Source organism: Rhizobium sp. C4 (genome assembly GCF_021026315.1).
GTDB lineage: Bacteria > Pseudomonadota > Alphaproteobacteria > Rhizobiales > Rhizobiaceae > Ensifer_A.
This window is the reverse complement of record NZ_JAJNCX010000002.1, coordinates 366443-378638: the sequence shown is the minus strand read 5'-3', so window position 1 is coordinate 378638 and position 12196 is coordinate 366443. Positions and strand designations below refer to the sequence as shown.

The following is a 12196-nucleotide window of genomic DNA, read 5'->3' as shown; positions in this document are numbered from 1 at the left end:
GTCATGAGGACGCGCGCGAAAATCGGCATCGGGTTCGGCCTGGCTCTCAGCCTGGCCGGAGCCGCAGTGCTCGGCCTTTTCGCCGCCGACCGCGCCTTCCCGCCGCCGCTTGAGGGCGCGCAGGTCGTCTCGCGGGAGGTGCGCGATGCGGACAACGAATTGCTGCGTGCCTTTGCCACGCCGGAGGGCCGCTGGCGGTTGAAGACGACCGTTGCCGATGTCGATCCGCAATTCGTCCGCATGCTGATCGCCTATGAGGACCGGCGGTTCTACGAACACAGAGGCATCGACCCGCTGGCCTTCGGCCGCGCCTTTGTCCAGCTCGTCACCCATGGCCGCATCGTCTCGGGCGGCTCGACGCTGACCATGCAGGTTGCGCGCCTGATCGAGCCGCGCGCGGAGCGCTCCGTGCCGGCGAAACTGCTTCAGATGTTCCGCGCCTTCCAGATCGAACGGCGGCTGAGCAAGACGGAGATCCTGAACCTCTATCTGACCCACGCGCCCTATGGCGGCAATCTCGAAGGCGTGCGGGCGGCAAGCCTCGCCTATTTCGGCCGCGAGCCGGCCCGTCTCGATGTCGCGCAGGCCGCCCTTCTCGTCGCACTGCCGCAATTGCCGGAAAAGCGCCGTCCGGACCGCAATGCGGAGGCTGCCGCCAAGGTGCGAGCGCGGGTACTGAACCGTGCCGCCGTCGCTGCGGTCGTCGGCGAAGGCGAGGCCGAGCGCGCGAGCCTTCTCCCCGTCCCCACGACGCGCCGGCAACTCCCCGCCTATGCCGCCCATCTTGCCGAACTCGCAGTGCGCAAGCAGCCGCTGGTGATGCAGCACAAGACGACGCTGAAGCGCGATGTCCAGGCGGGGCTGGAAGCTGCCGCCGCGAGTGCCGCGCAGCGCCTCGGCCCCAAGGTCTCGGTCGCCATCGTCATGGCCGATATTCGCACCGGCGCAATCGTCGGCGAGGTCGGCTCGGCCGGCTATTTCGATTCCACCCGCGCCGGCTGGGTGGACATGACGCGCGTGCTCCGCTCGCCCGGCTCGACGCTCAAGCCCTTCATCTACGGTCTCGCCTTCGAGCAGGGCTATGTGGCACAGCAGACGATCATCGAGGACCGCCCGGCGGACTTCTTCGGCTATCGCCCGCGCAATTTTGACATGTCCTATCAGGGAGACGTCAGCGTGCGGGAAGCCTTGCAGCTTTCCCTCAACGTGCCCGCCGTGCGGCTGCTTGATGCTGTTGGCCCGACGCGGCTTCTGGTTCGCTTCCGCCGCGCCGGCGTAAAGCCCGTGCTGCCGCCCAATGAAGCGCCTGGGCTTGCGATTGCTCTCGGCGGCATCGGCCTGACGCTGAAGGACCTCGTGCAGCTTTACGCCGGGCTTGCCAGCCGCGGCCAGCTTGTCCAGATCGGCGACGGCATCAACGATCAGCCGGAGAAACTGGAAGGCGAGCCGCTGATGGAGCCGGTGGCCGCCTGGAACATCACCGATATTCTCTCAGACGTGCTCGCCCCGCGCGGCAGCCGCCAGCTCGGCATCGCCTACAAGACCGGCACGAGCTACGGCAATCGCGATGCCTGGTCGATCGGCTTTGACGGTGCCCATGTCGTCGGCGTCTGGGTCGGGCGGCCGGACAATGGCGCAGTTCCGGGCCTGACCGGCTATCTCTCCGCCGCCCCCATTCTCTTCGATGCCTTCGTGAAATCCGGCCTGGCGATTGCTCCCTTCCCGCCTGCGCCGCAGGGTGCCGCCCATATCGCCGCCGCCGACCTGCCGATGAGCCAGAAGCGTTTTTCCATGACGGCAACCGGCCTTTTGGCCATGTCTGGGCGCGAGCCCGCCCCGCAGATCGTCTTTCCGCCGGAAGGCGCGCGCGTCGATCTTGGCATCAACGATGCGGCCACCCAGCCGGAAGCGCTGTCGCTGAAACTCCAGGGCGGCCGAGCGCCCTTCCATTGGCTCGCAAACGGCAAGCCGCTTCCCGAGCTGTCGCGCCGCCGCACCATGCAATGGGTGCCGGAGGGGGCTGGCTATTCGACGCTGACTGTCATCGATGCCGCCGGCCGCGCGGCAAGCGTTCGCGTCTTCGTGGAATAGCGCCGCAGCGATCTCGATCGCTTGCTTCCGGATTCTGTTAAAATTCCCGTTTGTGGGCAGCTTTCGCGCGCCGATTTTACCCTGTGTTAACCATAAATTGCGCAACACTTGGACATGCACGACGCAGCTGATTTCAATCGTTTCGGCGGCGCATTTCAAAGCCGCATATCGGGGGCAATCATGTCGATCATCGCGTTCGCGAATACCAAGGGCGGAGCCGGCAAGACGACGGCGGTCGCCATCGTGGCCTGTGAGCTGATCCGCATGGGCTTCTCCGTGACGGTTCTTGATGCCGATCCGCAGCTCTGGTTCAGCAAATGGTTCGAGAAGCTGGGCGCAAACGCGCCAAAGCGGCTGTCTGCCGTCTCCTATGTCACCGCAGCCAGCCTCAACGGCCATATCGAGCGTGCCAAGGAGAGCGCGGACTTCGTCCTCCTCGACCTGCCCGGCGCGCGCAGCCCGCTGCTGGCGCAGGCGATCGGCCAGTCGCAATATGTCATCATCCCGATCCAGGGCTCGGCCATGGATGCCGAGGGCGGCGCGAATGTCATCGAACTCATCCAGTATCTCGCCGACCGCGCCAATATCCGCATCCCCCATTCCGTCGTGCTGACGCGCATCAACCCGATGGTGACGACGCGCTCGCTCCAGACGGTCAAGGATCTGCTCTCCAAGCGCCGCGTCCATGTCTTCGCCACGCCAATCATCGAGCGCGCCGCCTATCGCGACGTCTTCACGTCCGGCGAGACTCTCTACACGGCCGATCCCGAGCGCATTTCCAATCTCGACAAGGCGCAGGAAAATGCACAGGCGCTGGGACTGGAAGTGCTGCGGCGCATTCTCCCCTACACGACCAAGCCGGTGATGCGCGAAAGTTCTGACGTGCGGATGGCTGGCTGAGCTGCGCCCAGGCCGCTTCCAAGCCAAGGCCGCAGAGGTTCAGAGCTGATTGCTAGACTGCCGCCACGCGCCTGATGATGCTTACGCGTCTGCGGCGCGGTGCAGGATGCCTTCCGGAACTGATGGACTGGGCCGTATCCATGTTGGCCGCATCCTTCCCAACATGCTCATACACCCGCACACAGTCGCGCCCGTCTCGCTTGGCGGCATAGAGCGCCTGATCTGCCTGATCGCGCAGCGCCTCCGCCGTGGCGATCCCGTCCCATTCGGAAATGCCGGCGCTGATGCTGGTCTTGATGGTCGCCTCGCCCTTCTGGAACGAGAGGGTCTTCACCGCCTGACGGACCCGCTCGGCAAACTGACTGGCGCTCTCGACCGTCTGGTGCCGCAGGAAGATTGCAAACTCTTCGCCCCCGATCCGGCCGAAGGACGCTTCGCCACCGGCAACATCGGCGATGGCCTGAGCGATGCCGACCAGAACGGCATCGCCTGTCTCATGGCCGTAACGGTCGTTGATCACCTTGAAGTAGTCGACATCGAGCAGGATGCACGTGTCGCCCGCCTGCAGCGCGCGGGGCAGCGAGCCGAGGAAATGCTGGCGGTTTGGAATGCCGGTCAGAGCGTCGGTGTCGGCGTAATGCCTCAGGCGCACCTCGGCCCTCTCCTGAACCAGCACAACCACGAACAGCGTCATCGAGAAATGGCATATGATCATCAGGAAGAAGGCATAGGCGGGCGTGATCAGCAGAAACCCGGGATAGACAATCCCGACGATCACCAGCAGGGAAAAGGTGGCCGCAGACACCAGGGAGGCCAGAAGGCCGAACCTTGCAGATATCCGATCTTTGAAGAAGTCTCTGAGAATCTGGATGCCGGGCACGAGAAGAGCGACAGCCGTGGCGAAATTGAAGATGGCTGCACGCGTCTGGCTGGCTTCGTAGAGGCGCGCCCACATGACCACGACCGAGAGGACCAGGGCGGCGACAGGCAAGGCCCATTGGGTGACGTCATATTTGCGACGGCTGAGCTGAAGCAGCCCCATGCCTAGCAGGCCATAGCCCATCACTCCAATCACGAAGCTTGCGAGCTTCCAGTAAGAAAGCGGGAAATAGCCCTGCTCTCCCACCCCGGCAAGCGTGGAGGCAACCGCCATGAGTGCGTAACCGGCGGCAAGATAGTTCAAACCGGGCTCACCCGAACGCCAGCGGACGTAGCAGAAACAAATCGCCCCGACGATGAAGGAGGATTTGTGCAGAAGGAGAACTGTAGCAACGTCCATGGTAAACCGGAAAGACAGGGGGCTTCATGCCGTTCCTAATCACCAACTGCTACTTTTCCGTGAATGGGCGAACAGCAGCGGGTCCAAACATGGGACACCCGTCGTGCTGATCCACCACGACAAGGCCATCGGGGCTTCTGACGGCACCGCGACCGCCTTGACACCCGGAGGGGAAGGCTGCCATCACTTCATCCCAAGCGACGTCCGGTTCTCCAGAAAAGGGCTCGCACCATGCCGAAAAGCCTCGTCAGAAGGATGCAATCATGACTCTCGTTCTCCCCGCTCCGGCGACGCCGACCGTTGCCGTCCATGGTACGGATGCGCGCTTTCCGGTCCGCCGCATCTTCTGCGTCGGGCGCAACTATGCCGCCCATGCGCGCGAAATGGGCAAGGATCCGGATCGCGAGCCGCCGTTCTTCTTCAGCAAGCCCGCCGATGCCGTGGTTGATTCAGGAGAGACGATCCCCTACCCGCCGCAGACGGAAAACCTGCATTACGAAGCCGAACTGGTTGTCGCGATCGGAGTGGGCGGCAGCAACATCACCGAGGCCGACGCGCTCGGCCACGTCTGGGGCTACGCGGTGGGCAATGACCTGACGCGGCGCGACCTGCAGCAGTTGGCCAAGGATCTCGGTCGCCCCTGGGACTTCGGCAAGGCTTTCGACCGCTCCGCCGTTATCGGTCCGGTCCATACGGTCGCAGAGGTCGGTCATCCGGAGAAGGGCTCGATCCGCCTGACGGTCAACGGTGTGGTCAAGCAGGATGCCGACCTTGTCGAACTGATCTGGTCGATCCCGGAGGTCATCTCCTACCTGTCGCACTCGATTGCACTCGCCCCCGGCGACCTGATCATGACAGGAACGCCCGCCGGCGTCGGGCCGCTCGTCCCGGGCGATACCTGTGTGGTCACGATCGAGGGCCTCGGCGAAATCTCCACGCGGATAGCCCCGAGGGCCTGATCAGCACCTCCGGCCTCAGATGTCGTAGCTGTGGCCCGCATTGAGCGAGGCGATGAACTTCTTCGTCCGCTCGCGCTCCGGCGCCTGGAAAATGGCGCTTGGCGCGCCATGCTCCACGATATAGCCGCCGTCGAGGAAGAGCACCTGATCGGCAACGCGGGAGGCGAGCCTGAGATCATGCGTTGCCATGATCATCGTCGTGCCTTCCCGTGCCAGACGGCTGAGCACTTCGACCACTTCCTCGGCCAGTTCCGGATCGAGCGCGGAGGTCGGCTCGTCGCACAGCAGCACCCTCGGCGACGGCGCCAGCGCACGGGCAATCGCCACGCGCTGCTGCTGGCCGCCCGATAGCGTTGCCGGCCAGGCATCCGCCTTGTGTTCCATGCCGACCTTCTGCAGAAGCTCGAGCGCATGCGCACGCGCCTTCTCCTTCGGCCACTTCAGCACGGTCACCAGACCTTCCATCACGTTCTCGATCGCCGTCTGGTGCGGAAACAGCTGGAAGTTCTGGAACACCATGCCCGTCTGCCGGCGCAGCGGCTGGATCGCATCCCAGCCGACCTTCTTGCCGGGCTGGAACTGCAGCGACTTGTCGCCGATGCGGATCGTGCCGGCGGTCGGAATTTCAAGCAGGTTGATGCAGCGGAGCAGCGTGCTCTTGCCGCCGCCCGAAGGGCCGACCAGCGCGGTCACCGTGCCCTCGGCAATCGTGACGCTGACATCCTTGAGCACGACATTGTCGCCGAAGCGCTTCTCGATGTGGGAAACTTCGATCATGTGCGCGCCTCCAGGAAGCCGCCATAGCGGGCGAAACGCTTCTCCAGCCGCGTCTGCAGCAGCGAAAGAACGGAGCTCAGGGCCAGATAGAGCAGCGCCGCCTCGATATAGAGGATCAGCGGCTCATAGGTGGTTGCGACTATGCGCTGTGCGGTCTGGAACAGTTCCGGCACGGTGATGGCCGCGGCAAGCGACGTGTCCTTGACCAGCGAAATGAATGTGTTGGAAAGCGGCGGCACGGCGACACGCGTTGCCTGCGGCAAGATGGTGCGGCGCATGGCCTGGCTCCAGCTCATGCCGATCGAATAGCCCGCCTCCCATTGCCCACGCGGCACCGACGAGATCGCAGCGCGGATGATTTCGGACGTGTAGGCGCCGACATTGAGCGTGAAACCGATCAAGGCCGCCGGAAACGCAGACAAGAGGATGCCGACGCTTGGCAGGCCGTAAAAGATCACGAAGAGCTGGACCAGAAGCGGCGTGCCGCGGATCACCCAGACGTAAAAGCGGGCGATATCGGCCACCGGCTTCGGACCGAACAGCCGGGCAATCGCCGTCACCAGCCCGAGCGAAAGGCCCAGCACGAAGGACAGAAGCGTCAGCGGCACCGTGAAGATGAGGCCCGCCCAGAGAAGCGGCTGGAGCGAGTCCAGCATGAGTTGAAGCCAGGAAGGCAAGGCAGATACCCCTGAAAAACGATCCGCCCCGGCGGGCCGGAGCGGATCGGACTATAACGACATGTCAGCTGTGGCGAAACCGCTCGGCTTACTTCGAGACGTCTTCGCCGAAATACTTCTTCGAGATCGCGTCATAGGTGCCGTCAGCCTTGATATCGGCCAGCGCCTTGTTGATCGCGGCCAGCAGTTCCGGCTCGCCCTTGCGGATGATGATGCCCGAAAAGTCGGCATTGGCTTCGGTGGCAACCACCTTCACCGGCGCGTCCGGCTTGTGCTTCTTGAAGTCGAGGAAGGACAGACTGTCATTGATGGTCGCATCCGCACGACCCGTCAGCACGAGCTGGATCGACTGGTCGAAACCATCCGTGCCCACCAGTTCGGCACCATTGGTTTCGGCGATCTTGCCGAAATTGCTGGTCAGCGACTGCGCGGCCTTCTTGCCCTTGAGGTCGGCGAAGGTCTTGATCGCATCGTTGTTCTGCTTGACGATCAGAACGGCCTTGGAGGCAATGTAGGGTTCGGAGAAGTCATACTTCTTCTTGCGCGCCTCGGTGATGCCGACCTGGTTGATCACGGTATCGTAGCGCTTGGCATCGAGACCGGCGATCAGGCCATCCCACTTGCCTTCGACAAACTCGGACTTGACGCCGATCTTCTTGGCAATCGCCTCGCCGATTTCGACGTCGAAGCCGACCAGCTTGCCGGAGGCATCGTGGAAGGTGAAGGGCGCGTAGGTGCCTTCCGTGCCGATTTTCAGCGTGTTCGCCTTCTTGATCTCGTCGAGGTTGGAACCTGCATAGGCAGCGCCGGCAAGGGCGACCTGGGCAAGGGCGGCGGCGGCAAGAAGGGTGCGGATCAGTTTCATGAGTGTATCCAGACTTGTTATTGCGGGGTGATTTCCCGATGTGAGCAACTATCGCATGGGTGGGCGCGCAGGGCTGCGTACAGGACTTCAATTTACTGCACTAACGGCGAAGGTTTTTCGTGGTTCCCTGAAAGATGTGGAATATTTGCCTTTGATTTAGGCAAGTGACCGTTTCAGCCGCACCACGACGCGTCGGCTCGCGCCGGAGATGGTCGGTCTGAAAACAGCGATCGGTCCGATCCTGCGACAGAGCTTGGAGTTGACTTCGCAGGCCGCGCGCCGGACTGTCGCATCATTGCATGGAGGCTTTATCTTGAAATTGCCGCGCAAAGAGGGACGCGAAGGGGCTACGGGCAAGCGCCTGCAGGTGGGCTTCGTGCTGGCGCGTTCCTTCACGCTCTCCGCCTTTGCCCTGTTTGTCGACACTCTGCGGCTTGCGAGCGACGAGGCCGACAAGTCGGGCAGAATCCTGGCGGACTGGAAGGTGCTCGGCAGCACCCGGCATCTGATCACGTCGAGTTGCGGTGTTCAGGTCGCGCCAACATCGGATTTCGTCGATCCATCGGAATTCGATTATGTTGCGGTGGTCGGCGGGCTGCTGCGAAACGATCTCGCCGTGGATGACGAGACGCTCTCCTTCCTGAAGATGACCGCAACGCGCAACGTTCCGCTCATCGGTATCTGCACCGGGACGTTCATTCTCGCCGAAGCGGGGCTCATGCGGCAGCACGAGACCTGCGTGAGCTGGCTGCATTACCAGACCTTTCGGGAACGTTTTCCCGATCATCCCGTCCGGGCCGACCGGCTCTACAATCTGGATCACGAACGTGGCTCCTGCGCTGGCGGAAGCAGCGCAGCAGACCTCGCGGCATCCATCGTCCGCCGCCACGTGGGACCTGCGGCCGAGCGCAACGCGCTCGAAGTTCTGCAGATCGACAAGGCCCGCACCGCATTCGACATCCAGCCCCGCCGTCCGCTCGAGATCGAAAGCGGCGACGATCGTCTTCGCGCCGCCCTGATCCTCATGGAAAGCCATGTCGAGAAGAAGATCTCCATTCCGGAAATCGCCAAGATCGTGGGCCTCTCCCGGCGGCAACTGGAACGCATCTTCATCGAAAACACCGGAAGCACGCCGGCTGTCGTCTACCAGAAGGTCCGCATGGAGCGGGCAAGACAGCTCGTGCTGAAGACCAAGGCGCCGCTGGTGGAGATCGCCGTGGAAGTTGGCTTCACCGACGCCTCCTATTTTGCGAAAACCTTCAAGAAGGTCTTCGGGCAGTCGCCGGGCGCCTTGCGCTCCCGACGCGTGGCCGCAACGGCAGATTTGGGATAGGCTGGCCCGGACTGATCTTTGAGTCCCTTTGGCTCACGAAAAAGAGGATGGCCGGGAAAGCCGGCCCAGGCAGGGAGGAAGTCATGCAGGACCCGAACACGTGGCGGCACATGAACAGCGCGCCGAAGGATGGCAGCCGTATCCTGGTGACCATACGCCCCTCGGAACAGGGATCGGCGGAAGTCGATGTCGTCTTCTGGTCCCCCGGTGACCGGTTCGGGATCGAAGGCTGGCGCGCGTCGGACTCCGTCCCCGGCAGAGTTATCGAATATTCCGAAACCGAGCTGAAATGCTGGATGCCCATGCCGTCCGCCAGCCTCGACCGCAGCCTTGCACCCGCACCGTGGGAAGGCGACGACATGGACGAACTCGACGGTTCGGGGATCTGACCATCACGATCGGTGACGGCAGACGCAAGCAATAGACGCCGCGCGTCGCGGACGTCGTTATTTCAGGTCCTTGTGTTTTAGAGAATTAGGCTTCAATCTCCGCCCGATGCGGGGGGAATGAATCATATCAAGATCTTCTCTGAAACTTCGCCTGTTCCTGCTTTTGCTCGTGGCGATCATACCGCTTGCAGGCGCACTGGTTGTCGTCCCCATCTCAATGAAGACGGCGCGGATCAAGCAGATCCATGCGGAGGCCTTTCGCACCGGCGAGCTTGCCGCCCTTGAGATCAGCCGCCTCATGATCGGCCTTGAGGATACGCTCGCGGCGATCTCCGCCGCGTCTGCATTGGACAGCGACAATCTCTCGCTCTGCGGCGATTATCTTTCGCGGTTGAGCCGCCAGATGCCGCAATTTGCCGGGATCGCGGTTCTCGACACCCAGGGAAATGTGCGGTGCCGGCAGAAGCCGGGGGCGGAAGGCATGTCGCTCGGGGACCGTCCCTATATCCGGGAGGCGCTCGCAGGCCGGCGCGCGGTCGGCACCTACGCCGTCGGTCGCCTGAGCGATGCAAAGATCCTGCCGATCGCCGTCCCGATCATCGGTGCCACGGGTGCCGTTCAGGGCGTCGTTGCGGGTTCTCTCAATCTGGATTGGCTGCAGGGCAGGCTGAGTAATCGCAATTTCGCGCCGGGCGGCAATCTCACGATCGCCGATCGAAACGGCGTCATCCTCGCCCGATATCCCGACCCCGCCCGCTTTGTCGGCACCCGCATCCCGGACGAGTATCAATATCTCGTCCGTGCAAGCCAGCCGGGAACGCTGGAACTGACCAGCCAGGACGGAACGCGGCGCATCCTTGCTTTCTTCCCGCCGGGGAACAAGACATATGATCTCTATGTCAGCGCCGGCCTTTCGACCGACGAAGAGTTCCGTGCGGTCAATCGCGCGACCTATGTGGGCGTTGCCGTCATTCTGTTCACCTGCCTCTCGGTGTTTCTCGCCGCAGCACTCACGGCGCGACGCTCGATCCAGCTGCCGGTCACCCGCCTGCTGGAAACCGTGCAGGCCTGGCGCGACAATGAGGAAAGCGCCCGCACCGGAATGAAGGCGGAGGACGGCGAATTCGGCCAACTGGGGCACGCCATTGATGCCTATATGGACGAACTGGTCGGCGCGCGGCGGCAACGCCGCCGCGACGAGGAGCGGCAGAAACTGCTGATGGGGGAACTGGATCATCGGGTGAAGAACCTTCTTGCAACCGTCCAGTCGGTCGCCCGGCAGACCTTCCGCTCCACTGGCACCGATCCGGCAGTGATCGACACATTCAACCGCCGCCTGGCCGCAATTGCAGAGGCACACGGCCTGCTCATGCGCGGTGTCGAGCAATCGGCCTCGCTCACCGAGCTTGTTACCGTGACCGTCAAGCCGTTCGACATTGCGAAGCCTTCGCGCTTTGTCATTGAAGGCCCGGATCTGGTTCTGAATTCCCGGGCAGCGCTGGCGCTCGGGATGGCGCTGCACGAACTTTGCACCAATGCGGTCAAGTATGGCGCGCTCGGTTCCGACGCGGGTCTGGTTCGCATCACCTGGCACCTGGAAGAAACCGTCGATCATCCGATTCTGGATCTCACCTGGCAGGAAACGGGCGGCCCGCCAGTGACCGCGCCCGACAAGAGCGGATTTGGCAGCCTGATGATCGAGCGCATCCTGTCTTCACAGATCGAAGGCAAGGTCGAGATGCGGTTTGCCGAAGACGGGCTGATCGCCCGCCTGCGCGCGCCGATGCCGCCGGCTGGCTTGCCGTTGTGACAGAGCCGACGCGCGGTGCGGCCCTCTTGAAGACCCCGCCCCTCTCGCCGATCAGCTCGAACCGGCTTCCTCGGCACCAGAACTCAATTGGTGAACGACATTTGACGCGGCGCGAACCTGCTCGCGGATCCAGGTCAGCGCGGGGTCGCGAGTGCGGTAGCTGTGCCATTGCATGGATTGCACAAGCGACGGCATGGCAACCGGCGGCTGGACGATGCGGACGCCACCGAGATCCACCATGCTCTTTGCGAGGCTCCGCTGCACGAGCGCAATGCGACGTGAATTGCGGACGAAGAGCGCAAGCGACGTGAAGGAATAGGTCGAGACCTCGACCCGGATATTGAGACCCAGCTGATCGCAGATCCGCTGGGCGAAACTCTCGCCGCCATTGGGCGGCTGCATGACGATGTGCCCGGCTGACAGAAACTCCTGTTCCGTCAGACGCGTCCTGGCGAAGGGCGCGTTTTCGGCCACGACGCAGCAGATCGGGTCGTGAAACAGGACCTCCGAGGGATGATTGGGCGACGAGAAGACCGTCGGCGCAATCAGAAGATCCGCCTCGCCACGCTCCAGGAGCAGATGCGGCAGGTTCTGCTGCGGCTTGAAGTCGATCTGCAGCCGTGGCGCCTGCCTCGTCACCATGTCGAGGAACGTCGGCATGATGGTGTGCAGCGTGTAGTCGGAGACGATCAGGCTGATCGTGCGTGTCGCCTCTTCCGGGACAAAGGAGGGCGTCGAGACAATCGCAGCCTCGATGCGGACGATGATCTCGCGCAGCGACGGCTCCAGCGATGCCGCCAGCGGCGACAGTTCCATCGTCCGCCCGACCTGGATCAGCAGCGGATCGTCGAAATAGTCGCGGAGCCGCCCCAGCGCATTGCTCATGGCCGATTGCGTGATGAACATTTCGTCCGCCGCCCGGCTGACATTCCGAACCCGGATCAGCGTGTCGAGGGCGACGAGCAGGTTGAGATCGAGATTCTTGAAGCGCATGTTCGCGGCCCGCCTTGGTATTTACGATATCAATACAAATCATTCATCGAAGCAATTTTGTAAACAGCTTGATGTTCGTTAAATCTGCGTTCGGGAGGTTTGAGGCACGCGATCAGCGCGGTC

11 protein-coding genes are annotated in these 12196 nt (G+C 62.9%); 6 read left to right on the top strand and 5 right to left on the bottom strand.

What is annotated here, in order from left to right:
* The first annotated feature begins 3 nt into the window (after nucleotides 1-3).
* Together pbpC and LQK84_RS05350 are read left to right on the top strand one after the other, a co-directional pair.
* Nucleotides 4-2091, top strand: a complete 2088-nt coding sequence (pbpC, locus tag LQK84_RS05355) for a penicillin-binding protein 1C (RefSeq protein ID WP_230827635.1) — start codon at nucleotides 4-6, stop codon at nucleotides 2089-2091.
* A gap of 180 nt (nucleotides 2092-2271) precedes the next feature.
* Entirely contained in the window at nucleotides 2272-2991 is a 720-nt protein-coding gene (locus LQK84_RS05350; RefSeq protein ID WP_230827634.1) for a ParA family protein, read from the top strand.
* 52 nt (nucleotides 2992-3043) lie between these two features.
* Here LQK84_RS05350 and LQK84_RS05345 read toward each other — a convergent pair whose 3' ends face one another.
* On the bottom strand, nucleotides 3044-4270 hold the full coding sequence (locus LQK84_RS05345; RefSeq protein ID WP_230827633.1) for a GGDEF domain-containing protein: 1227 nt from the start codon (nucleotides 4268-4270) through the stop codon (nucleotides 3044-3046).
* Nucleotides 4271-4533: 263 nt separating this feature from the next.
* Here LQK84_RS05345 and LQK84_RS05340 point away from each other — a divergent pair, with 263 nt between their 5' ends.
* Entirely contained in the window at nucleotides 4534-5229 is a 696-nt protein-coding gene (locus tag LQK84_RS05340) for a fumarylacetoacetate hydrolase family protein (protein ID WP_230827632.1), read from the top strand.
* A gap of 15 nt (nucleotides 5230-5244) precedes the next feature.
* Here the strand turns inward: LQK84_RS05340 and LQK84_RS05335 are convergent, their stop codons facing one another.
* The 3 genes from LQK84_RS05335 to LQK84_RS05325 all read right to left on the bottom strand — a co-directional run bounded on the left by LQK84_RS05335 (nucleotide 5245) and on the right by LQK84_RS05325 (nucleotide 7548).
* Nucleotides 5245-6006: an amino acid ABC transporter ATP-binding protein gene (locus LQK84_RS05335; protein WP_230827631.1), complete on the bottom strand. Its 762-nt coding sequence runs from the start codon at nucleotides 6004-6006 to the stop codon at nucleotides 5245-5247.
* Entirely contained in the window at nucleotides 6003-6683 is a 681-nt protein-coding gene (locus LQK84_RS05330; RefSeq protein ID WP_230827629.1) for an amino acid ABC transporter permease, read from the bottom strand. The genes LQK84_RS05335 and LQK84_RS05330 overlap by 4 nt, the downstream gene beginning before the upstream one ends.
* 88 nt (nucleotides 6684-6771) lie before the next feature.
* Nucleotides 6772-7548 carry an amino acid ABC transporter substrate-binding protein gene (locus LQK84_RS05325; RefSeq protein ID WP_230827628.1) on the bottom strand — a complete coding sequence of 259 codons (777 nt, stop codon included), beginning with the start codon at nucleotides 7546-7548 and terminating at the stop codon, nucleotides 6772-6774.
* Nucleotides 7549-7861: 313 nt separating this feature from the next.
* Here LQK84_RS05325 and LQK84_RS05320 point away from each other — a divergent pair, with 313 nt between their 5' ends.
* The 3 genes from LQK84_RS05320 to LQK84_RS05310 all read left to right on the top strand — a co-directional run bounded on the left by LQK84_RS05320 (nucleotide 7862) and on the right by LQK84_RS05310 (nucleotide 11080).
* Nucleotides 7862-8881 carry a GlxA family transcriptional regulator gene (locus tag LQK84_RS05320; RefSeq protein ID WP_442966887.1) on the top strand — a complete coding sequence of 340 codons (1020 nt, stop codon included), beginning with the start codon at nucleotides 7862-7864 and terminating at the stop codon, nucleotides 8879-8881.
* An 83-nt stretch (nucleotides 8882-8964) separates the two neighbouring features.
* Complete coding sequence (locus LQK84_RS05315; RefSeq protein WP_230827626.1) at nucleotides 8965-9270, top strand: hypothetical protein; 306 nt, start codon at nucleotides 8965-8967, stop codon at nucleotides 9268-9270.
* Between the two features lie 169 nt (nucleotides 9271-9439).
* Nucleotides 9440-11080, top strand: a complete 1641-nt coding sequence (locus LQK84_RS05310; RefSeq protein ID WP_230827624.1) for an HWE histidine kinase domain-containing protein — start codon at nucleotides 9440-9442, stop codon at nucleotides 11078-11080.
* A 51-nt stretch (nucleotides 11081-11131) separates the two neighbouring features.
* On the opposite strand, the gene LQK84_RS05305 is transcribed toward LQK84_RS05310, so the two are convergent.
* Nucleotides 11132-12073: a LysR substrate-binding domain-containing protein gene (locus LQK84_RS05305; protein ID WP_230827622.1), complete on the bottom strand. Its 942-nt coding sequence runs from the start codon at nucleotides 12071-12073 to the stop codon at nucleotides 11132-11134.
* Nucleotides 12074-12196 lie beyond the last annotated feature (123 nt).

What these genes read in the sequence shown, in the direction of transcription:
- LQK84_RS05315 (WP_230827626.1), top strand. Translation starts at nt 8,965, where the DNA reads ATGCAGGACCCGAACACGTGGCGGCACATGAACAGCGCGCCGAAGGAT.
- LQK84_RS05335 (WP_230827631.1), bottom strand. Translation starts at nt 6,006, where the DNA reads ATGATCGAAGTTTCCCACATCGAGAAGCGCTTCGGCGACAATGTCGTG.
- pbpC (WP_230827635.1), top strand. Translation starts at nt 4, where the DNA reads ATGAGGACGCGCGCGAAAATCGGCATCGGGTTCGGCCTGGCTCTCAGC.
- LQK84_RS05345 (WP_230827633.1), bottom strand. Translation starts at nt 4,270, where the DNA reads ATGGACGTTGCTACAGTTCTCCTTCTGCACAAATCCTCCTTCATCGTC.
- LQK84_RS05350 (WP_230827634.1), top strand. Translation starts at nt 2,272, where the DNA reads ATGTCGATCATCGCGTTCGCGAATACCAAGGGCGGAGCCGGCAAGACG.
- LQK84_RS05340 (WP_230827632.1), top strand. Translation starts at nt 4,534, where the DNA reads ATGACTCTCGTTCTCCCCGCTCCGGCGACGCCGACCGTTGCCGTCCAT.
- LQK84_RS05325 (WP_230827628.1), bottom strand. Translation starts at nt 7,548, where the DNA reads ATGAAACTGATCCGCACCCTTCTTGCCGCCGCCGCCCTTGCCCAGGTC.
- LQK84_RS05305 (WP_230827622.1), bottom strand. Translation starts at nt 12,073, where the DNA reads ATGCGCTTCAAGAATCTCGATCTCAACCTGCTCGTCGCCCTCGACACG.